This window comes from Schnuerera sp. xch1, assembly GCF_019931165.1.
Lineage (GTDB): Bacteria > Bacillota > Clostridia > Tissierellales > Tepidimicrobiaceae > JAIOUP01.
The window spans coordinates 287,379-308,162 of the sequence record NZ_JAIOUP010000002.1; the positions used below are offsets into that span (position 1 = coordinate 287,379).

At 32.1% G+C, this 20,784-nt stretch carries 23 protein-coding genes; 3 read left to right on the forward strand and 20 right to left on the reverse strand.

The window, feature by feature from the left end; all coding sequences use genetic code 11:
- Positions 1-193: 193 nt before the first annotated feature.
- The 5 genes from arsA to K8M07_RS03820 all read right to left on the reverse strand — a co-directional run bounded on the left by arsA (position 194) and on the right by K8M07_RS03820 (position 4,178).
- Positions 194-1,939, reverse strand: coding sequence for an arsenical pump-driving ATPase (arsA, locus tag K8M07_RS03800; protein ID WP_223376560.1), 1,746 nt, complete (start codon positions 1,937-1,939; stop codon positions 194-196).
- Positions 1,940-1,941: 2 nt separating this feature from the next.
- The gene (arsD, locus tag K8M07_RS03805) at positions 1,942-2,328 is read right to left on the reverse strand and encodes an arsenite efflux transporter metallochaperone ArsD (protein ID WP_223376561.1); all 387 of its coding nucleotides are present in this window, start codon (positions 2,326-2,328) and stop codon (positions 1,942-1,944) included.
- Between the two features lie 102 nt (positions 2,329-2,430).
- Entirely contained in the window at positions 2,431-3,495 is a 1,065-nt protein-coding gene (arsB, locus tag K8M07_RS03810; RefSeq protein ID WP_223376562.1) for an ACR3 family arsenite efflux transporter, read from the reverse strand.
- 21 nt (positions 3,496-3,516) lie between these two features.
- Positions 3,517-3,786: an ArsR/SmtB family transcription factor gene (locus K8M07_RS03815; protein WP_223376563.1), complete on the reverse strand. Its 270-nt coding sequence runs from the start codon at positions 3,784-3,786 to the stop codon at positions 3,517-3,519.
- A gap of 26 nt (positions 3,787-3,812) precedes the next feature.
- Positions 3,813-4,178 (reverse strand): ArsR/SmtB family transcription factor, encoded by a 366-nt coding sequence (locus tag K8M07_RS03820; RefSeq protein ID WP_223376564.1) that lies wholly within the window; start codon positions 4,176-4,178, stop codon positions 3,813-3,815.
- A gap of 210 nt (positions 4,179-4,388) precedes the next feature.
- Between K8M07_RS03820 and K8M07_RS03825 the strand changes: the two genes are divergently transcribed.
- The 3 genes from K8M07_RS03825 to K8M07_RS03835 are packed head-to-tail and all read left to right on the forward strand — an operon-like array spanning position 4,389 to position 5,754.
- Positions 4,389-4,694, forward strand: a complete 306-nt coding sequence (locus tag K8M07_RS03825) for an ArsR/SmtB family transcription factor (protein WP_223376595.1) — start codon at positions 4,389-4,391, stop codon at positions 4,692-4,694.
- Positions 4,678-5,601, forward strand: a complete 924-nt coding sequence (locus K8M07_RS03830) for a permease (RefSeq protein WP_223376565.1) — start codon at positions 4,678-4,680, stop codon at positions 5,599-5,601. The genes K8M07_RS03825 and K8M07_RS03830 overlap by 17 nt, the downstream gene beginning before the upstream one ends.
- A gap of 15 nt (positions 5,602-5,616) precedes the next feature.
- The gene (locus K8M07_RS03835; protein WP_223376566.1) at positions 5,617-5,754 is read left to right on the forward strand and encodes a hypothetical protein; all 138 of its coding nucleotides are present in this window, start codon (positions 5,617-5,619) and stop codon (positions 5,752-5,754) included.
- Between the two features lie 77 nt (positions 5,755-5,831).
- Here K8M07_RS03835 and K8M07_RS03840 read toward each other — a convergent pair whose 3' ends face one another.
- From K8M07_RS03840 to K8M07_RS03910, 15 genes are all read right to left on the reverse strand, one after another.
- Positions 5,832-6,011, reverse strand: a complete 180-nt coding sequence (locus K8M07_RS03840; RefSeq protein ID WP_223376567.1) for a hypothetical protein — start codon at positions 6,009-6,011, stop codon at positions 5,832-5,834.
- Positions 6,012-6,031: 20 nt separating this feature from the next.
- Entirely contained in the window at positions 6,032-7,141 is a 1,110-nt protein-coding gene (locus tag K8M07_RS03845; protein WP_223376568.1) for a (Fe-S)-binding protein, read from the reverse strand.
- Between the two features lie 115 nt (positions 7,142-7,256).
- Positions 7,257-7,943, reverse strand: a complete 687-nt coding sequence (locus K8M07_RS03850; protein WP_223376569.1) for a TVP38/TMEM64 family protein — start codon at positions 7,941-7,943, stop codon at positions 7,257-7,259.
- A complete protein-coding gene (locus K8M07_RS03855) occupies positions 7,944-8,633 on the reverse strand; it encodes a TVP38/TMEM64 family protein (protein ID WP_223376570.1) in 690 nt (229 codons plus the stop codon). It abuts the gene before it with no gap.
- Positions 8,634-8,650: 17 nt separating this feature from the next.
- Positions 8,651-9,583: a sulfurtransferase gene (locus K8M07_RS03860; RefSeq protein WP_223376571.1), complete on the reverse strand. Its 933-nt coding sequence runs from the start codon at positions 9,581-9,583 to the stop codon at positions 8,651-8,653.
- Between the two features lie 120 nt (positions 9,584-9,703).
- A complete protein-coding gene (locus tag K8M07_RS03865) occupies positions 9,704-10,402 on the reverse strand; it encodes a TIGR04282 family arsenosugar biosynthesis glycosyltransferase (RefSeq protein ID WP_223376572.1) in 699 nt (232 codons plus the stop codon).
- On the reverse strand, positions 10,402-11,076 hold the full coding sequence (locus tag K8M07_RS03870; protein WP_223376573.1) for a TIGR04283 family arsenosugar biosynthesis glycosyltransferase: 675 nt from the start codon (positions 11,074-11,076) through the stop codon (positions 10,402-10,404). Before K8M07_RS03870 ends, K8M07_RS03865 begins: the two co-directional genes overlap by 1 nt.
- Before the next feature lie 44 nt (positions 11,077-11,120).
- A complete protein-coding gene (locus K8M07_RS03875; RefSeq protein WP_223376574.1) occupies positions 11,121-11,795 on the reverse strand; it encodes a TVP38/TMEM64 family protein in 675 nt (224 codons plus the stop codon).
- A gap of 64 nt (positions 11,796-11,859) precedes the next feature.
- The gene (gene arsS, locus K8M07_RS03880; RefSeq protein WP_223376575.1) at positions 11,860-12,795 is read right to left on the reverse strand and encodes an arsenosugar biosynthesis radical SAM (seleno)protein ArsS; all 936 of its coding nucleotides are present in this window, start codon (positions 12,793-12,795) and stop codon (positions 11,860-11,862) included.
- Between the two features lie 612 nt (positions 12,796-13,407).
- Complete coding sequence (locus tag K8M07_RS03885; RefSeq protein ID WP_223376576.1) at positions 13,408-13,674, reverse strand: helix-turn-helix domain-containing protein; 267 nt, start codon at positions 13,672-13,674, stop codon at positions 13,408-13,410.
- A gap of 12 nt (positions 13,675-13,686) precedes the next feature.
- Positions 13,687-15,504, reverse strand: coding sequence for a VirD4-like conjugal transfer protein, CD1115 family (locus K8M07_RS03890; protein WP_223376577.1), 1,818 nt, complete (start codon positions 15,502-15,504; stop codon positions 13,687-13,689).
- Between the two features lie 63 nt (positions 15,505-15,567).
- On the reverse strand, positions 15,568-16,989 hold the full coding sequence (locus K8M07_RS03895) for a DUF3991 and toprim domain-containing protein (RefSeq protein WP_223376578.1): 1,422 nt from the start codon (positions 16,987-16,989) through the stop codon (positions 15,568-15,570).
- 19 nt (positions 16,990-17,008) lie between these two features.
- Complete coding sequence (mobP3, locus tag K8M07_RS03900; RefSeq protein WP_223376579.1) at positions 17,009-19,681, reverse strand: MobP3 family relaxase; 2,673 nt, start codon at positions 19,679-19,681, stop codon at positions 17,009-17,011.
- Positions 19,682-19,687: 6 nt separating this feature from the next.
- Complete coding sequence (locus K8M07_RS03905) at positions 19,688-20,110, reverse strand: hypothetical protein (protein WP_223376580.1); 423 nt, start codon at positions 20,108-20,110, stop codon at positions 19,688-19,690.
- A 409-nt stretch (positions 20,111-20,519) separates the two neighbouring features.
- On the reverse strand, positions 20,520-20,774 hold the full coding sequence (locus K8M07_RS03910; protein ID WP_223376581.1) for a DUF6103 family protein: 255 nt from the start codon (positions 20,772-20,774) through the stop codon (positions 20,520-20,522).
- Between the last annotated feature and the right edge of the window lie 10 nt (positions 20,775-20,784).

The following is a 20,784-nucleotide window of genomic DNA, read 5'->3' on the forward strand; positions in this document are numbered from 1 at the left end:
CCACATGAATCTAAAATTACATCATTTTTATAACCAAACATTTGAATATTAACCTTTTTTGACATTATATTACCTCCATATTTGTTTTTATAGAAGATTACAGAGAGAGTATTATATTATACTCCCTCTACAATTTATAACTTTGTTATTATTTACTCTTTAAATATTACAATTACTGTATTTTTAGCAAATTCTATTCTAAAACCTTACTCAGGTTTTCACCCTTTAATTCTTCTGGTGTCCACTTAATTATCGCTAGATTTCCCTTAGATACTTCATTTATCTTATTTATCCATTGTACTTCATTACTTGCCTTTGCTTTTAATACTTCATTTGTAGTATGAGTTGCATAGAGACTTGAGTTTATAATCCACCATTTACTATGGATACCTGCTCTATCTAAGTCCTCTTGTAATCTCTTTGCTTCATAAAATGGAGTAGCTTCAGCTAATGCTACAATTAATACCTCCGTCAAACTTTGATCTTTTAACTTTGGTAATAGATTTTTAACTGATTCTGGAATGTCACCTTGGGTACGTGCAATTTCATTATTATAACTTTGTGTCGATTCTAATAGTAATAATGTGTGCCCTGTTGGAGCAGTATCTATAACTACTATCTCATCTTCTGAGAGTGCTACTATTTCAGCCAATGCTCTAAATATGGCTATTTCTTGAGTACACGGAGATCTTAAATCTTCCTCTATATAGGCAATATCATCATCATTCATTGTTTCTCTTGCTTTACTAAGGACTTCTTCTGTATATTTTTCCAATTCCTTCTTCTCATCTATTTTACTTATAGTAATCCCATGGGTTTCTTCTAAAACAAATTTTAAATGATCAGCAGGATCAGTAGTTGTAAGATGTACCTTTTTCCCCTTCTTCGCTAATTCTAATGCAATAGTAGCGGCAATAGTAGTTTTTCCCACACCACCCTTACCCATGGTAAATATTACTTTCTTGTCTGTTTTATATAAATCATCTATCACATTATTTAATTTAGGAATATGATTTATAGCTAACTTTTCATCTGAATATTCTATATCTCCACTTTTAAATAATCCTCTTACATTATCTATTCCCGTTATATTATAAGCTCTTAGTGGTATTTCATATGTTTCAAGGGTTTTAAGACCATCTGGAATATTTTCTAATACCTTCTGTTGCATATTATACATCTGGTTAGAAAGGCTATCATCATGTTCTTGCAGCACTCCATTAACCACTAGTAATTGATTGTTTACTCCTATGTCTTGTAGCTCAATGGATGCTCTTTCAGCTTCTATTAAAGTTGATGTCTCAGGACGTGAAATTAGTATTAAGGTAGTCTTTTCTTTATCAGAAAGGTTCTCTACTGCCAGCTTATATGTTTCCTTTTTATCTTCAAGTCCCGATAACTGTCCTAAACATGATGCACCGTGTGTGCTTTCACTGATGAAATTAGTCCAGGCTGAAGGAAGCTCAAGCATTCTAAGTGTATGACCTGTTGGTGCGGTATCAAATATTATATGGTCATATGCTTGTGCTGCTTTTTCATCTGTAATAAAACTAGAAAATTCATTAAAAGCTGCTATTTCAACTGTACATGAACCTGAAAGCTGTTCTTCCATATTTTGCAATACTGCATCTGGTAGCTTTCCTCTATATGGTGCTAAAACACTTTCTTTATATTCTTCAGCTGCTGCTTCCGGCTCAAAATTTGCTACTACTAAGTTTGGAACTTTGTCTATAATTACCCCTTTATTGTCTAATTCTGTTTCAAATACATCTTGAAGGTTAGAGGCTGGATCGGTACTTACAAGCATAATCTTTTTACCTTCATCGGCTAAAGCTACTGCTATAGCACAAGCTGTTGAAGTCTTACCTACCCCACCCTTTCCAGTAAAAAATAAATACTTTGTCAGGTTTATATCATTTAAGTCAAATTCTTTAAACAAGTCTATTCCTCCTCTGTTATGTTAGCAACATCATTATTTTGTTTCATTAATTTTTTTGCTCCCAATCCAGACATTGTATATTCCTCTGGTATCTCCAAAAATTTTATAAATTCTTCATTTGTAGGATATTCCTTAGTCTTCACAACTTCTCCATCTACCATAGTAATAGGAAGTGCATCAACACCTTCATCTATCAAAAATTGATTTACTATCTTATTATCTATATAAGCCTTGGGATTTTCGGAAAGGTTATGCCTTTCTACCTTAACTCCTTTTTTCTCCAGTCTATTTAAAAGTGTAGACACTCTTAAAAGATTTTTATCAACCGATGGTCCACAAACTCCTGTAGAACAACACATTGCTGGATCAAATATTTCCATTCTTTTCATCATTTATCATCCTTTCACTTTGTATTAATGTTTATATTCGATTATACTCATATATGTTATAAAAAATATTCCATATCATACCCAAAATCAACCTTTAATTGTTTAATCTTCTCTTACTGTCTTTGGGAACCAATGCTTAGTATTGTTGGCTATCTTAACAAGAAACAACATTAGGGGTACTTCAGTTAAGACTCCTACTGTTGTTGCAAGTGCAGCTGGTGAATCCATTCCAAACAATGCTATTGCTACTGCAACTGCTAGTTCAAAGAAGTTTGATGCACCTATCATACCTGCCGGTGCTGCTATGTCGAAAGGTAGTTTAAGCCATTTAGCTGCCCCATATGCTATAAAGAAGATTAAAAATGTCTGGATGGTAAGTGGAATAGCTATAAGCAAAATGTGTAATGGATTATTCAATATAGTTTCACCTTGGAATGAAAATAACAACACAAGCATTAACAATAATCCTGCAGTTGTTGCACCATCAAATTTAGGTAAAAACTCATTTTCAAAATAATCAATCCCTTTTTTCTTTGTTACCTGAACTCTAGTTAATATACCACCTGCCAATGGAATTACTACAAAAAGAACAACAGATAATATTAAAGTATCCCATGGAACCACCACATTACTAACTCCTAGTAAAAACTTAACTATAGGAATAAATGCTACCAATATAATTAAATTATTAGTTGCCACTTGAACCACTGTATAAGCTGGATTACCTTTTGTTAATGTACTCCATACGAATACCATTGCTGTACATGGTGCAGCTCCCAGTAAAACTGCTCCTGCTAAATATTCCGTTGCAAGCTCTGGTGTTATAAAGGTTTTGAAAACTACAAATAAGAAAAATGAAGCTATTCCATACATCGTAAAAGGTTTTATAATCCAATTTGTTATCCATGTCACATACAACCCTTTAGGATTTTTCCCTACATTTTTTGTACTTTGAAAATCTACCTTCATCATCATTGGATAAATCATTACCCAAATAAGTATAGCTGTTGGTATTGAGACATTTGCATATTCAAACTTGCCAAAAAATTCAGGTATTGCAGGTAGATATTTACCAATCAATACTCCAGCTACCATACAGATGGCTACCCAAAGTGTTAAATATTTTTGAAAAAAGTTTATTCCTGATTGTATTTCTTTTTTTGCCATTATAATTCCGCCTTTCATTTATTATTTGATTAAGTATCTAATATAGTCACCAACTAACTGGACTTGTAATTTATTGATTGAATAACATTTATTTTTTCCCTGCTTTTCTTCTACTATTAATCCAGATTCCTTTAAAATCTTTATATGATGAGAAATAGTTGGTTGAGTTAACTCTAAATTGCTTTCCATATTCTTAAAAGTAGACTTCCCCTCTTTCAAAAGATATAGAATTTTAATTCTATTATTGTCTGATAAAGCTTTGAAAATTTTTATAATACCTTTTTCTTTCATATTTTTATCACATTAAAATCTCCTTTTTACGTAAAGACAATTGTATCCATTTCTTTTATATTGTCACAATTCAAGCCACTTTCTTTATATTTAGATAATCTATCTAGGTCTCTTATAAATTCATTATTTTGATCCATCTTTTCAATTAGAAACTTATATAATAATTTATTTTCTTTAGTAAACTCTGGGTTTATCTGATAATATGTCCATTGTGCTTTCTTTTCAAAAATAACTATTTCTTCATTCCTAAGCCTAGTTAAATGTCTTGATACATTAGATTGAGTTGTATCTAAGATAATTTCAATCTCACAAACGCATAACTCACCTCTTCGCAGTAAGTTTATTATCCTTAATCTATTTTCATCTCCTAATACTTTAAATAAATTATCCATTAACTTTCACCTCCTAATATGATTATATTCGATTATACTCATATAATATGCTTCTATTCTTTAATTGTCAATCCTTTTTTATTTTTTTTAAAAAGAGTTGACAAAATCAAAACTTATGAATATTATAATATTAAATATATATATCAATTTTTCTTGATATATATATCAAATTTTCTTGATGTATATAGAAAGTAGGTGAATAGGATGGATATGTTAGGTGGATATGTTACATTATTTAACGCTTTATCCGATGAGTTACGCTTAAAAGTTCTCTTATATTTATATGTTAATGGAGAACGGTGTGTGTGTGATATAGAAAGTTTCTTTGATATTAGTCAATCTAGTATTTCTTATCATTTAAAGATACTCTCTGATGCTAGCATTATCAAAAAGAAGAAAGTAGCAGTATGGAACTACTATTCATTAAATGAGAATAGTAATGTTAATAGTATAATAATTGATATTTTTAAAAATATAAATAAAGAGGAGTGGAAAGATAATGTTCCAAATAACTAATCTTGTGGATGTAGGAAAAATGTTTTTATTTCTAATGGGCGAATTATTGCTACTTTTTATAGTTATTAGCTTTATTGTAGCATTAATTCAAATTTACTTATCTAAAGAAAAGATAAAAAAAATACTTACTACACCAAATAAGATCTTAAACAGTATATTAGGTGCTCTTTTAGGTGCTGTAACACCATTTTGTTCTTGCTCAACCGTGCCTATTTTAGTTGGATTATTAAAATCTGGAGCTCCATTTTCCGGTGCAATTTCATTCCTTCTAACTTCTCCTGTATTAAATCCTGCCATCATAATATTGTTTTTAACCTTCTTTGGATTAAAAGCAACTATAATCTATACAGTCTTTACATTTTTTATAGCAGTTGTAATTGGACTATTGCTTGATAAACTCGGCTATCAAAAAGAAGTTAAAAACGTTAGTATCAAAGGAGAAAACGACGATGAATTAGTTTATGAAAATCTTGAAGGAACATTTTTAGAAAAAAACAAAATAGCATTTAAGCATGCATTTACTGAGTCTTTAGTATTACTTAGACAAGTAATACCATACTTACTTCTTGGTGCTGGTATAGGTTCATTTATCTATGAGTTTATACCTCAAGATTTATTATCTAAATTTGCTGGAAAGTCAAATATATTTTCAGTGCCTGTGGCTGCTATAGTTGGAATACCTATGTATATAAGAACAGAAACCATGATACCAATAGCAAGAATACTTATTGATAAAGGTGTAGGCTATGGTACAATGGTAGCACTTATAATAGGTGGTGCAGGAGCAAGCATACCTGAACTATCCATACTAAATTCAATATTTAAAAAGAAAATGATGATTGCATTTGTCCTCTCTATTTTCTTTGTAGCTGTTATAACGGGTTATGTATTTAATATAATTATGTAGGAGGGGGTGTTAAATATGTCCGATAAAAAGAAATCATTCTTCTCTAAAATTCGAAAACCTAAAAAGTCTTCTTGTTGTTCTATGGAAATTGTAGAAGAAATTAATGATGAAGAAAACAAGAATGAAGAACAAGCAAATAAGAAAGATGATTAATAAGAAAAATACAGAAAGAATAATTTTACTATTCTTTCTGTATTTTTCTTATTAATATTATTTTTAATAAATTTAAATCATCCATTATACTCACAACGATAAAACATTGACGCAACAAATTCAGCATGCTTTTTTCCGAGTAATAGTGCTAAGTTTATGATAACTGCCATAGTTCCGCTTCCTGTAATAGAATAGCCAACTAAAGCCATCTTAACTTTTGCTCTAATCGCGGATATTGTCGCCCCATCTAAGGGCACATCTTCGCCCAGTTATATTCTCACTTTCCTATATTCTTTCCCTTATATCTATTGAGCCATTTAGTCATTAACCCTTGATTTACTTGTTCCATATCTTGGAAACCTTCATTAAATAATAAATCAAGTATATGATAAGATTTTTTATCACCCCTACGCATAGATTCTACACATTCTTGACAATAAGTAATTATATATTCTGTTTTTGCTTCTTCAGCTCTTCTCCTAGTATGGGCACTAGCTATTTCATTTTGAGTAACAAATACCATACCACCAGAGCCGCAACAAAGTGTTTTTCCTTTGTTATACTTCATTTCCTCTACCTTAAAACCTAGATCATCTATTATTTTTCTTATGGAACTATGTATTATATCTATATCCCTAGTAGGACATGGATCATGTATGGTAAATTCTTCTGTTACGGTTTTGCCAATACCTTCTCTGCTATTTGGAATCCCTATATCAGCTAATACTTCCCATAGGGAAACTACTTCTATATCCTTACTATTATTTCCTATGGTCATAAAACAGTTTTGACATCCTGTTACTATCCTTTTAATATTTTTATCTTTAAATTCTTTTTCAAGTATAGAATAATATTCTTTAAACTTATTATCTTTTCCCATAAAAGCTGTTGGTTTTCCACAACATTTAGTATATATTCCAATTCCATCTATTTTAGTTCGAAGATAATTATATGCATTTTCTACTATCTTTGGACTATAAGAAAGAAGCCCGCAGCCAGGGAAAAATATAGTATCTGATTGTAGATTTTGGATATCAGATGTAAATAGATTAGAGAAACTAAGCTTTTGATGGAACTCTACTCCGCCAATATTAAGTTCCTTAGGTAATTTACCATCACCCTGATTAACTACATCCCGTCTGAGTTCTAAAAATAAATTCTTTAAATCTACTTCCTTTGGGCATACTTTAGTACAATACCCACATAACATACATGAGTAAGGCAAGGAATATTCAAAATCCACATTAGAGTTAAGCTCACCTAATAATTCCTTTGGAGAATCGCAGAACTTATCTAACATAGGACAACCTTTCATGCACTGTTTACAATCTATGCATTTTTCCTCCTCTTTAATTATCAATTTCATAGTCTTACCTGATATTTGCATATTCTACACCCTTCTTATTAAAGTAATCAAATTAGCCCCATATCTAATGACTCTGGTAATCTATCATAAAAATAGAAGGGTCACCTCTTTTTTTGAAGCAACCCCTGTATAATTTTTATTTTACAGATTTCTTATTCCTATCAGTCCAAATCTTTCTAACAGTATATACTAATGCACTGATTCCAAATAAGAGTAATAACCCTCTTACAAATGTAGATGGATCAGAGGACTTAGCTGAAGCATAGGAATAAACAATAGTTGCTGGCAATTGCCCAAGACCTGTAGCTAAGAAAAACCCACCAAATTTCATAGGTGTTAATCCTGCTGCATAACTAATGGGGTCAAATGGTACAAATGGCAAAAGCCTCGCTACAAGTATAGTGTTTTTTCCGTATTTTTCAAAAAAAACTTCTACATCGTCAAGAGCCATCTTACTAGCAAATTTCTCAGCGACTCCTCTTCCATAAAGTCTTGAAATTCCAAAACATATAGCTGCACCAGCCATGGCACTAGACCAAGATAGTATAGCTCCTCTCCACCATCCCCAAATAGCTGCATTTGCAAAAGTTATAAAAAAGGCAGGTATCGGAGCAGCAATAGATTGCAAAATCATCATCATAAAAGAAATGACTACAGCCCAAACTCCAAAAGATCTAATATATTCCTTTACCGATTCTACATCTTTAAATGCGCCAATCATGTTTTTCAAACCAACATTTAGTGGTTTAACAAAAACAAACAACAGTATCACTACGACTAAAAGTAAAATTTTTATAAACGTAGATTTTTTAATTTTATTCATTTATACCCTCCCAATATCTTTATGGTATCTCTTTGCAATAATTACAAATACTAGGATTGATAATATAAGTCTTATAAATGTCGTTCTCATTTCATAGCTATAGCTATAATAACCTTTCTTTATTGAATAGGATACAGTTGTAAGGATAATCCAAACAATTGAGTTTAGCATATACTTTTTTGAATCTAATTGTATAATCCCAGCAACATAACTGATTAAATCAAAATTTAATGGTAAAATTCTAATAAATACATGTACTAAGCCACTACTTCTCATATAATTGGTTGTGATTTCACTTATATTTAACTTCTTTATGATTAATTCTATTCTGTTAGATAATAAGGTTTTACCAATATCATAACAAATATAAGCTCCGATAATCCTACCTATAAGACTTAAACCAAGTCCAATTAATTCACCAAATACCTTTATGTTTGCAAAAATCATAATTTCATACTTAAAAGGAAAGATCAATGCTTGCAATAACATTAAAGCAATAGAAACTGCTGGTCTAATGATATCATAAGAGTTTAGATATCCTATTATAGACTCTGAACTCTTTGAAGTAAATAACATAACAGTTTCGCTACTGAAAGCCTTAAAGGGCTCATAGGCGATATAAAGTACTGCTGCTGATAATAAAATAGTTAGGTATATATAGCTTTTTTTAGTTCTTCTTGTACTTTCCAACTTTTAATACCCTATGATTAGTTCTCTACTTCATTGTGAACACACCATGTGTTATAGGAACCTTCATAATTTTTTACAACTTCATAATCTAACATTTCCATAATCAATTGTGTATAAGCCGATCTAATTCCAGAAGTACAATAAGCAACTACTTTATCAGTCTTTTTAATATTTGCATTTTCAAATAGCGAAGTAATCTCCTCATTTGATTTTAAATATCCATCAGAATCAAATAAATCTATAAATCTTACTTGAATCGCTCCAGGTAAACGTCCACCTTTTGCTTCTCCATAATGAACTCCACCATTATATTCCTTATCTTCACGGACATCAAGCATTATATAATCATCATATGATACTTCTAATTCTTTTGTATTAATAACATGTTCATAGTCCAATGCATCTATTGCTACTTCTACAGGATCAAGTTTTTTAACATCCTTTGACTTAGGTAACCCAATATCTTGAAGAGCTTTTAATCCTCCATCAACCATCCTTACATTCTCATAACCTGCTGCTCTAAGCGTCCACAGAATTCTACCATCTTCACCCCAACCCTTTGGCCCTTCTGCAAACAAAATTATTTCTTTATCTTTTGATAACCCTAATTCACCTAGTTTTTTAGATAGTACTTCCGGTTCAAGGATTAAACCCCAATCATAATCTCCTTTTTTTGCATTTTCAATATTAGATAGATTTTGCCATGTAGTAGTAATTGCTCCTTCTATTGTACCTTTCTTTGTAGCTTCTTCACCTCTAGCATCCATTAATATAACATTATCGTCTCCATAATGTTCCTTTACATAATTTGCATCTACAATATATTTACCTGTAAATACAGATTCTTTTGATGTTCCTTCATTATTCGTAGCTTGTTCATTACTGCAAGCTACCATTGAAAAAGTTAATACAAATGCTAATACTAAAAATAACAATTTTTTAATCTTCATTAAAGCCATCTCCTTATTTAATTAAGTAAAATATCTGCCCTACTAATTTGAGTTAATTCTTAAGCACCTTCATACATCATCCCCTTTCATGTAAAAATATGACTGTCTTTCCTTCTCTCCTTAACCATTAGATAATATCGTATTATCACCCATAATCTTTTCCAAATAGTCAACTGTATTTTTAGGCAAAACCTTGTCCAAGAAATACCCACTATTTACTTTTTCTTTAAAACTAATTATATCTTCCTTTGTATCAATATCCAGATGCTTACTAACTAGTCCAATACTTAAATCTAAATTATTTGCTATATGCATAGTGCCCTCAAAAACCGATTTTTTACCCCATTTTATACTTTCATCAAACACCTCTTTATATAACCTTTTCATTCCTATTAGATAATAACCGCCATCAAATGTGGTCCCTAGACATATGTCATTGCTCTCTAACATTTCAAATCCTTTAATTATATCCTCTGGTTGCATGCTAGGTATATCAGAGCCTATTAATACAATCTTTTCATATCCCAAGTTAAACACACTCTTAAAAGCATTTTCCATTCTTTCACCTAAAGTCTCTCCTACTTGAGGAAATGATTTGGTATATTTAGGCATAATGTTTTCTATAATATTCAAACTGCCTTCTGGTGTATAGGTTAAATAAATATCAACATCTTCCTTAATGTACTCAAAAATATTGAACAAATCTAACAAAAAGCATTTATGAATTTCCGCACATTCTTCTCTAGTAAATATATCCATTAATCTAGTCTTAGTTTTGCCTGGTATAGGTATTCTTGTCATAAGTATTAGCGCATTCATTATCTGGCCTCCCTATAAATTTTATTGAGTTTAGAAGGAGAGACTCCTAGTACATATAGTATTTTAATCTTATGCATTAGAAGCAAGGTCCTAAGCTGGCCTCCGTTTTTAAACCTTCTTGCTGATGTGCCTATTTTTATATCAAGCAATTTCATATTTCCTTTTTTCTCCATCCTTTTAGATATATCCCAATCTTCCATTAAGTCTATTTCCTCATATCCTTCAATCTCATTAAATATGTCCCTTCTAATAAATAAACCTTGATCTCCAAAGTACAGTCCCAAGTATTTAGCCCTCCAATTAGAAGTTCTAGATAAAAATCTCATGAATTTAGTATCATAGTCATAAAAAAACAGGGAAAAGCCTCCCCCAATATATCCTTCATTAATAGCACTTTCTATCTCATACAGGGAATTTTCAGACACCATAGAATCAGAATGAACAAACCATAGTATATTTCCTTCTGCTATTTTAGCACCTTTATTCATTTGATTAGCTCTTCCTTTTTTGCTTTTCACTACTTTACAAAATTCAGAGGCTATTTCTATTGTATTATCATTGCTACCACCATCAATAACAATTAATTCCTTTTCTCCACTAAGACTATTAAGCTGCTTGAGGAGTTTCTCTATAGTTTTCTCTTCATTCAATGAAGGCACAATTATTGAAACCAAAGTACCACGTCCTTCGATCAAAAAAATAAAATATTATTAAACTCTTATTTCTCTTCACTTATACTTTCTCTTCTCATTTTATATATCTTTTTTATAATAAATGATACTATAAATAATACTATTAGCATGGTTATTGCTTGGTAAAATCCTTTTGAACCAATTTCATTAGCTTTATCTCCAAGGTTTGTATATACAATGATTCCGGGAAGTGAACCAATTACTGTTGCCATAGAAAAATCTTTCAATCTAATGTCAGACAAACCGGCGCTATAGCTAACTACTTTAAAAGGAAATAAAGGTATAAGTCTAAGAATTAGAATCACTAAAAGTCCACCTATTTTATTATCCTTATTAAACAAAACTAAATCATTTTTGATTAACTTTTTTACAGCTTCACGCCCAAGCTTTCTAGATATTATAAATGCAATAATACCTCCAAGAAGTGAACCTATGGACGTAAGAATAGTCCCCCCCACTAATCCATATACCATACCTCCACCTATTACAAGCACTGAATCTGGAAATAATACAAGGGGCAGCAATGCTAACAATATTATATATACTACTGGACCTAAACTTCCCTTGCTTAAAATAAACTCCTTTATATCCCCAGGACCGTAGTCATTAATATTAAATTTATTAAACAAAAATACTATGGAAACAATAATGATTACGAAGATAATTATTTGTAATAAGGACTTATCTACTTTCCTTTCCATCCGCTTCGACGCTCCTTCCTTTTAGTTTGTTGGACCATCTAACCATAAGACTTTGGCGTTCTGGCTAAGTAAGCCCGCCACCACAACTAGAACCAGCTGCGGCTGTACATCCATAACAATGATTTTCAAATACAATTTCTCTATCTAAGGTTTCCACCTCTAACAATTCCTTTAGATTTTGTGGACCATTTGCTTGAAGTCCTAACATTTGATTAAAATCACAGTCATAAATAATTCCTCGGTAATCTACAGAAATCTGACTTCTACACATAATTTTCTTTGCGGCTTCCCCATTATAGTTGTCTTCCAGCGTATTCATATAATCTTCTAATAAATTTTCACTCCTTAAATGCTGTGCAAAACGACCTATAGGAAGGTTGGTAATGGCATAGAGATGGTTGAATTTAATTCCATGGTTTTCTCCTAGAACTTTTTTATATTCATTCTCCAGTTCTTCTTGGCTTCCTGGTAAGAAATCTCCTCCAGGGTTATGTACTAGATTTAGTTCTAGGTCTTCCTCTATTCCATAACCAGCTGCATTGAGATTTTTAAGGACTGAAACACAAGCAGTAAAGGTATCGTCCCCCCTCATGGCATCAGTATTTTCCTTTGTATAGCATGGAAAAGATGCAACCAAGGTTACCTTATTTTTTACATAAAAATCAATATAATCCTTATAGCTCTTCTCTTCTAGGATAGCTAAATTAGTTCTCACTATAATAGTATCCACATAATTTCTTCCATTTTCTATAAGATATTTAAAGTTAGGATTCATGGCTGGTTCTCCCCCAGTGATATCCAATACCTCGAAATTAAACTTTTTTAATACTGCCAGTACCTGATCTACAGTTTTCTTAGACATAACTTCAGATCTGTTAGGTCCAGCATTGACATGGCAGTGGGTACAAGTCAAATTACAAACCTTCCCTAAATTTACTTGTAATGTAGTAATAGAGGTTGTCCTTCTACACGAGTCCTCTATTTTATCTATAAATTTCATTGAATTGTCTCCTACTCTCGTTTAATTTGTAATTTCTCATCCTTAATTTTTCTATACTAGCTATTGTTAATAATATCACATGAATTCTTATGAGTAAATTAGGAAAACTTAATAACAAGGGGTAATGTTATTAATCTTATCTATTCACCAACTCCTTCAACTTGTATAAAGATATCCATCCATCTTATAATACGAACTTTAAAAAACATAATTTTTCTTTATCTAATAATAATTTATATTAATACAACAAATTCATCATACTCTTTTCTATAGTAATAGTGTAGAGTTTATGATAACAACCATAGTTTACGCTTCCTATAATAGAATAGCCATTACTGGATTTAAAGACTATAATGCATCAATTATAATTCCAATAATATTGAAACTTTCAAACTACAAAAACAATAAACTTTATCATTTCTATACTATCTTGTTTTTTCAGGTTCATTTATATATTGATTAAATACAGGAAGGTATATTGTTCTTTTTCTGATGTTATATAAATTCTTAAAGTGAGTCCTTCTTGTAGGTTCACCCTGAACTCCACCTCAGTCCATGTAAAAGACAAACTATCCTCTTGGCGGATAGCTTATCTTCTTCACTTATATCCCATTATTTTTTCAAAAGATATCTATTGGATGAATTACTTCCATTTTCTCTATACCGTGGTTCTTTGGTAAGTAGACCACATCGTATAAGATCAGCTATACCTCGTTTTACTGTACTCCTTGACATGGAAGTTTCCCTTGCAATGGTATTTATAGCTGGCCAGCATTCTCCCTTTGCATCACTTCTATCTTTTAGATACATATATACTGTTTTTGCACGGGTTGGAAGTTCATCCGATGTATAGGAATAAATTGTTCCAAAATAACTCAAACCTTATCCCTCCTATGTTCTTAGTGTCGACCTTCTCTTTTTATTAATTGGATCTATTTTTGATGATGGATTATGTGATATTCCACCACTTTTACTTTTTATATCTCCTGATTCCATTTCTTCAATATCTTCATCTATCCCTTGTTCTTCAATATTTTCTTCTAAGGTTTCTTTATCTGCATATAAAACCCTTCGATGGGATTTTTCATCCATAATATATGGTTTACCAAAAGTGATACCCCAGTCTAAAAACAACCGAAGTACAGTCCTCATTGGATGCACCCCGGTTTTCATGATTACAAAATTTCCCTTTGGTAAAGACTTTAATTCATCGGCTGTTAAAAGTGGCCTCTCCATCATCTGTAAGCTTTGGGAAGGATCATTTTTACCCCTGCTAATACTTCCACTCATAACAGTTCTACTGCCAAGTGCCTTTGATAAGACTTCAGCTGTTTCTGAATTGGGTGCAAATCCTCCAAATATAGTTAACTGACAATTATCAGTTATGATTTCACTACCTTCCTTTCCATAGTTTTTATCAAGCTGTGCAAAGGATTGAATAATGGGTACTAATGATATTTTTCTGGAACGACCTGCACTAAGCATCATTTCAAAAGATTCTATTTTTGGAATTGTACCTATTTCATCTGCATAAATCATTACTCGATTTGGAAGCTTTCCCCCATTTTCATCAGCTACTGTTAACATTTCACGATAGAACTGCTGTAAAAATAAGCTTACCATAAAATACTTCGTATTATCTTCCTCCGGAAGTATTAAAAAAATAGCAGATTTTTTATTACAGAAGGTTTCCGCATCAATTGCTGTATCAAAACACAAAATCTGTTCCATTTCTGTGTCTAAAAATGCATTAAGTCTTGACAGTACTGTAGATAGAACTGATGCCATTGCTTGTTCAGCTGAGTTCAAAGCTGCACCTGCAAACCATCTCGCCTTATGTTCTGGTGGAAGTTTATCCATTAGTAACTGAAATTGACTTTTTCCCTTTACTTTACTTGGTTCCATTAAATCCTGTACCATTTTGAATACACTAATTATATGCCTGGTATCTGCTACTTCACCATCTTCTTTTGTAGGTGGAAGATACTCTGCTATAAGTAAAATAACAGCAGTTAAGAGTCCTTCAGCTGCATCATAAAAGAAGGCATTTTGTCCATAGGCAGAACTATCACCTGTGGAATTTATAATAGTCTTGGAGATAATTTTTGCATATTTTTCAGCCTTTGCTTTTGCTGAGATATCATTATTATCTTCCCTATATTTGTCCATATACTTATTAACCAAATGCAATAAATTGTTGCCATCACTTCGTGTTGGATTTCTTAAATCTATAACTGCAATATTATATCCATAGCATTCTTTAGCAATCCTTCCATAGTTTCTGGCTAGATCTCCTTTTGTATCCGTAGTTATAAAACTCATTCCAGTTGCACAGGCATATTCCAAGTTAGGATAAAGAAAAAATGCAGTTTTTCCTACACCTGCTGCACCAATCATAAGACAATGGACATCTGCAGTATCTACAAGTGCTATTACATTATTTTTAGCTCCCTTACACCCAACTATGATCCCTTGCTCTGTAGGTAAATTCTTTCCTTGCCTCCAATCTGAAACATTAAATGGTACATGCTTATAGGTTTTTAGAATTTCATTCTTAGTAGCAAATCTAGCTGTGCCATGTTGACCATCACCAACTGTTTTTGACTTAATTCCATTTAAGGTATAATAGTGTGCAATTAGTGAAATACCACCTATTACCATAAACATCAAAGCCGCCATTCCCATAAGCCAATATACTTGCGAGTCCATAAATCAACCCCCTTTCATCTTCCGCACTTTAAAATCACATTATAGAATTTATCTTTTCTTCAACTACATAATCATCTCCTTGATTTGATTTTGATCTTGTCTTTGTTCCTGCTTTTGTTCTTGTAGTTCAATCAAAATAATTGCCTTTAAACTATGTTGGGCAATTGCTTCATAAGCTTTTGCAATATTTAATTTTTCATCTTTGGAAATAATTCCTTCAGACCCACTGATTTTTAATATTTCCTGTCCAATCATATCTAAACGATTATTGAGTCTACTGCGATTCTCATATGCTTTAAATCCATGGTAAAATCTATTCTTAACTAGATCTATATCCTGGCTACTTCCTAGTTGCTTATATTCCTTTTCAGCTAAAAGCAAAGAAAAAGCAGATAGTTGTTTTAAAGTTTCAACTATCTGCTCCATATTACTTGTTTTGGTTTTTTGGAATAATTTATTTAACTCTTGTAAAGAAATATCTTTTTCTTTCAGCTGGGATATTAGGTTGTAAATCTCTAAACAGATTTTATCTCGTAAAGGATAATGTGGATGTTCCTCTGCTGGTATTGCAGGAAGATTAAGACTTGCTTTTAGGTCTTCGTTCCAGTCTTTATATTCAGGCATAAGCTTACCACACCCTATTTTCTTATAGGTCAATATATCGTAGAACTTTTCGCTTGTTTCAATACCTGCATTATCATGATCTAAACATAATATTACATAATCAATATGAGGATTTACTTCAAGCATCTTTAACATTGCCTGTTCTGATAATCCACATAATGATATATAACTATTGGACTGCCAATCCTTCTGATATATTGTAATAAAGGATAACATGTCAATAGGTGCCTCAAAGACATAAAGCCTATTACTCTTTCCAATATAATTAAAGCTATAGCATGGATTACTGCCATCAATATTTCCTTTAAAAGGTTTACCAATGCTATATAATCCTTGCTTATGGCCATGTCTTGGAACCTTATTTTCATCGAAACCAACAAATACCGCATTATGATATTCCCTTGTTTTATCCTTTGATAATTCACAGCTTTCATATATTAATTTTTCTTTTGCAAAAAAACTGATTATATCCCTATCTATATGTCTTTTCTTTATTAAATAAGCAAAAACCCTACGCATATTAATATTCTTATTTGGCAAAGCGAAAGGTTTTTTATCTTCTTGTTTATTCTCTTCTGCTCTTTTATATGTTTCCCCATAACCATCTCCTAGCAAGAATGTAACTGCATCCGGGAAACTCATTTGGTAAAAATATTGAACAAAATCAATTGCTAAACCACCTTCCCCATTACTATGATCATACCACCTATTTCCCCTGATAGTTATGCTGCGATCACTGTCTAGTCTTTTTTCTCTTCCTGATTTAAGTAGTTTTTCTCCATGTGCTTCAAGAAAATTTACAAGATCAATTTCATTTGCTCGCTGTTTTTGTTCTTCTGTAAAATGAATATAAGTAGACATTATTATCTCTCCTTTAATCCTATAATTCAAGATTCTGCTCTTCATAGTCATCTTTCTTGTGTCCCTGTGCCATCTTCTTTTCTCTTAGTTTTTTCAATAGCTTGCTATCAATCTTAACTCCAACTCCAGATGACTTTAATGGAACATTATCTTCAAATGTTTTACTCATATGATGAAACATCTTTGATACTGCAAGTGAAACAGATGGGTTATAAAACTTATCCATATTATCTAGAAAAAACTGAGCATATTCATTTCCTTGTTCAGCAGATAATGTAAACCACTTTATTGCTTCTTTCTTATCCCTTGGCACCCCTTCACCCATTAAATATATTTTTCCTAATAAATACTGTCCATATTGATTTCCTTTTTCTGAAGATAACTTAAGCCATTTTACTGCCGATGAAATATCTTTTGTTATGTCTTCTCCCTTCAAATATAATTTACCAAGCTGATATGCTGCATATTCATTTCCTTCTTCTGCTGATAGTTTAAATAATTCCAAAGCTTTCAGTATATTTTTATCTACATACTCCCCATTTAGATGAAGTTTCCCGAGGGAATACTGAGCAAATTGATTTCCAGTGTCCGATGTCTGTTTTAAATAATCAATTGCTTTTTTAACTTCTTCTTTTTCTGGATTTTCCTCTGCAAGAATTAATTTTGCAAGGGAATAACATGCAAATGTATTTCCAAGCCTTGCTGACTTTTCATAATATTCTTTTGCTTTTCCTATATCTTTTTCAGTACCAACTCCATTTTGAAGCATCCAACCAAGCCTATATTGAATTTTATCATCGTGACTTTTCTTTTCTAGTTTTTTAAATCCCATAAAGGCAGATGAGAAATATTTATTTGACTCTTCCTCATTTCTATTAGTTCCAATCCCATCATGATACATCTTTGCCAGTTCGAATTCAGCATAGGGGAAACTCTGTTTTGCAGATTTTAAATATAGCTCAAAGGCTCTTTCACAACTTTGCTCAACACCTTGACCCCTGTAATAAAGACCACCCAGGGAATACTCTGCAAACTTGTATCCTTCCTCTGCTGATAGACTAAGCCAGTATGCTGCTCTTTCATAATCTACTTCTGTTCCAAGTCCTTGTGAGTACATTTTACCTGTACAGTACTCTGTATATTTCCAAGACTTTTTATCTTCTACCTTATGAAAGGCATTAAGAGCTTTTTCATACCATCTATATGATTCTTCCATATCAATTTCTACACCAAGACCATCTGCAAAGATTCTTCCCATATTCAACATGGCCAGGGCATTTCCTTTTTCAGCTTCAGATTGAAATAAATAAAGGGCATCCTTAAAATCTTGTACTATATCATCTGTACCATATAAGAATTTGCAAGCCCTTTTATAATCATCACTCCACCTGACATAAACATCTTCAGCTATATCCTCACTAACTTCTATTTCATTGGTTAAATCTAAGTTGCCGCCTTCTAGCTCAATAAATTCTGTATTTTCTTCAGCTCTATTATCCATTACTTTATCTATTTCTTCATCAACAATATCAATATCATCATTGGTTATTTCTTCAAAGGAAAAGATGCCTTTATTAAAATTATCTGCCTCTTTAATAATCATGTTTTTTACTGATTTAAATTCTTTTTGTTTTGATAATGGTAAAGGCTCTGGTAGGTTATCTATATAGCTATTAAGAACTTCCTTACGCATTTCATACCATAAGCCATATGCCTTGCTTATCCTTTCATCCTTAGCTAGTTCATCTACAATCTCATCTACCATAGCTTTAAGCTTTGGTTGTAAATATCCATACTGTTTCTTTCCTTTGCTGAATTTCAATCTTTCTGCAAACCCTATAAATAATTCTTCTACATTACTGTTTTGAAAAGTATCCTTTTCCATTTCAGAGATTAGCTTTAATAACACTTCCCTTGATTCTTCTTTTAGTTTATCCCTTCTTTTACTTTGTTCTATATAGATTTCTTTTAGCTCTTGACCAAAGATATTTTTTACAAATCCTGATTTCATCTTCTCTATACCTTTTTTAGTTAGGTATCCTTCCTTTGGATCTGTTGAATAACAAATCATATGGATATGGGGATGATGACCCTCATTATGAAAGGCTGCATACCACTGAAAGTTCTCAGGCTTTATCTTTAAAGATTCAGCAATGTCTATAGCATAATAGGAAAGCATATTATGCCAGCTTTCGGCATTATCAAAACCAAGTCTTTTAGCATCTTCTCTTCTAAGTGAAATAATTGGAGTCCAAACATTTCCCTCATGATTTACAACTTCATCTGCAATCCTACTAAGAACTAGGTTATCATCCCCACCAGTAAAGAGACCATGCTTTCCCATTCTTTCTACCCTTGGCCTATTTGCAATATAATCCACATAGTTTTTTCGTTTTCCAATCTTATCGAAATTTTCTTCTATTGCTATGGAAATAAATTCAGAGGCATTTTCTAATGTTGGATTTTTAATATAGTCTTCATACTCAAATAAATTTTTGGTATTTGGAAATTCTTTAATCAGTTGCAATATTAGTTCTTCCTGTTTTGTTGTAGAAGAAAGATTTCCATTCTCTATATTAATTTTTTCTACTCCATCACGAGTAGCTATATAATTTACTAAATTTCCAAGGTGGGCTGATGCTCTTTTACTTCCTCCTTTAAAATAAGGGCATTTTAAAATTAGCCTTGCCATGGACTATCACTCTCCAATTCCTTGCTGAAACTTTACCGCCTCCTCCATGGATATTTTACCTCTTGTTTTTCTTACTTGCTGGACACATCTTCCCCTAAGACTACGAAGTTCTTCATCACTAATTTCTAACCCTGCGGCGAGTATATTCATCATCATACTCATTTCAACTGATAGACGAAATAAATTATTAGCGTTTCTATTTTCTGTTTCTTTAAGTATTCCTTGCATGGCTGAAATTAATATCTTAGACAGATATCCTGTAGTATCTTCACTTAATAAATATCCCATATAAAAGTTTAAAGCCTTATCTATAAATTCACTTCTGCTTTTGCAATTATCCCTTTCTAGTAAACTATCCATCTCTTCCATTGTTTCAGGATATAACCATACTGCTGTCCTTTTCTTTACTGAATTCTTTTTCTCTGTCAATTTATCACACCTCAAACATCTATTATTTTCCCTTGACCACCTATAGGGTACACCTATTAAGTCCTTGTTTTATGGGGTTCTTACTAGATAGTGACCACCTATGACAGCACAAACCCCATTTTCCGACCACCTAGCTTAATTCCTTCAACCCACGGCACTGCCGGGGGATGTGACTGGAAGGTGGAATCTTTTGACCACCTTCCTTTATCCTGCACAGAAATCAATAGGGTGGTTCACCCCTATTATTCTAATAACAATCACCTATAACCCAGTAGTTTAGCCACTTCTATACTATTCGTGGTAGTCGGCACATTCGCCCCAAATTTTGATTTACTTTATATTAGGTATAAACATACCAACCCCTTCCTTTAAAGGGCACACAAGGGCCATGTGGCTCTCAAAAATTGTCTTATTCCTCTTTTATTGATGGTATATTAGCATTTACCTGCTTTTCAGCTGATTTTTTAGGTCTTCTCTTCTTTTTTTCATCTTCTTGCTTTTCATCAATATATTCTCTTACATTGGCTGGAACATATTTCTCATATTGTTTTTGAAGTTGATCCATTAGTTCATCTTCCAGATCCAATTCTTTTTTCTCCATATATAGGTTTATAGCTCTTAATTTTTCGGCATTAAAATCTACCCTAACAATATCTTTTTTCATCTACATTACC

Bases quoted from the DNA above. Each gene is read 5' to 3' on its own strand.
- arsD (WP_223376561.1), bottom strand. From the start codon at position 2,328: ATGAAAAGAATGGAAATATTTGATCCAGCAATGTGTTGTTCTACAGGA.
- arsB (WP_223376562.1), bottom strand. From the start codon at position 3,495: ATGGCAAAAAAAGAAATACAATCAGGAATAAACTTTTTTCAAAAATAT.
- K8M07_RS03815 (WP_223376563.1), bottom strand. From the start codon at position 3,786: ATGAAAGAAAAAGGTATTATAAAAATTTTCAAAGCTTTATCAGACAAT.
- K8M07_RS03820 (WP_223376564.1), bottom strand. From the start codon at position 4,178: ATGGATAATTTATTTAAAGTATTAGGAGATGAAAATAGATTAAGGATA.
- K8M07_RS03825 (WP_223376595.1), top strand. From the start codon at position 4,389: ATGTTAGGTGGATATGTTACATTATTTAACGCTTTATCCGATGAGTTA.
- K8M07_RS03830 (WP_223376565.1), top strand. From the start codon at position 4,678: ATGTTCCAAATAACTAATCTTGTGGATGTAGGAAAAATGTTTTTATTT.
- K8M07_RS03835 (WP_223376566.1), top strand. From the start codon at position 5,617: ATGTCCGATAAAAAGAAATCATTCTTCTCTAAAATTCGAAAACCTAAA.
- K8M07_RS03845 (WP_223376568.1), bottom strand. From the start codon at position 7,141: ATGCAAATATCAGGTAAGACTATGAAATTGATAATTAAAGAGGAGGAA.
- K8M07_RS03850 (WP_223376569.1), bottom strand. From the start codon at position 7,943: ATGAATAAAATTAAAAAATCTACGTTTATAAAAATTTTACTTTTAGTC.
- K8M07_RS03860 (WP_223376571.1), bottom strand. From the start codon at position 9,583: ATGAAGATTAAAAAATTGTTATTTTTAGTATTAGCATTTGTATTAACT.
- K8M07_RS03865 (WP_223376572.1), bottom strand. From the start codon at position 10,402: ATGAATGCGCTAATACTTATGACAAGAATACCTATACCAGGCAAAACT.
- K8M07_RS03875 (WP_223376574.1), bottom strand. From the start codon at position 11,795: ATGGAAAGGAAAGTAGATAAGTCCTTATTACAAATAATTATCTTCGTA.
- arsS (WP_223376575.1), bottom strand. From the start codon at position 12,795: ATGAAATTTATAGATAAAATAGAGGACTCGTGTAGAAGGACAACCTCT.
- K8M07_RS03890 (WP_223376577.1), bottom strand. From the start codon at position 15,504: ATGGACTCGCAAGTATATTGGCTTATGGGAATGGCGGCTTTGATGTTT.
- K8M07_RS03895 (WP_223376578.1), bottom strand. From the start codon at position 16,989: ATGTCTACTTATATTCATTTTACAGAAGAACAAAAACAGCGAGCAAAT.
- mobP3 (WP_223376579.1), bottom strand. From the start codon at position 19,681: ATGGCAAGGCTAATTTTAAAATGCCCTTATTTTAAAGGAGGAAGTAAA.
- K8M07_RS03910 (WP_223376581.1), bottom strand. From the start codon at position 20,774: ATGAAAAAAGATATTGTTAGGGTAGATTTTAATGCCGAAAAATTAAGA.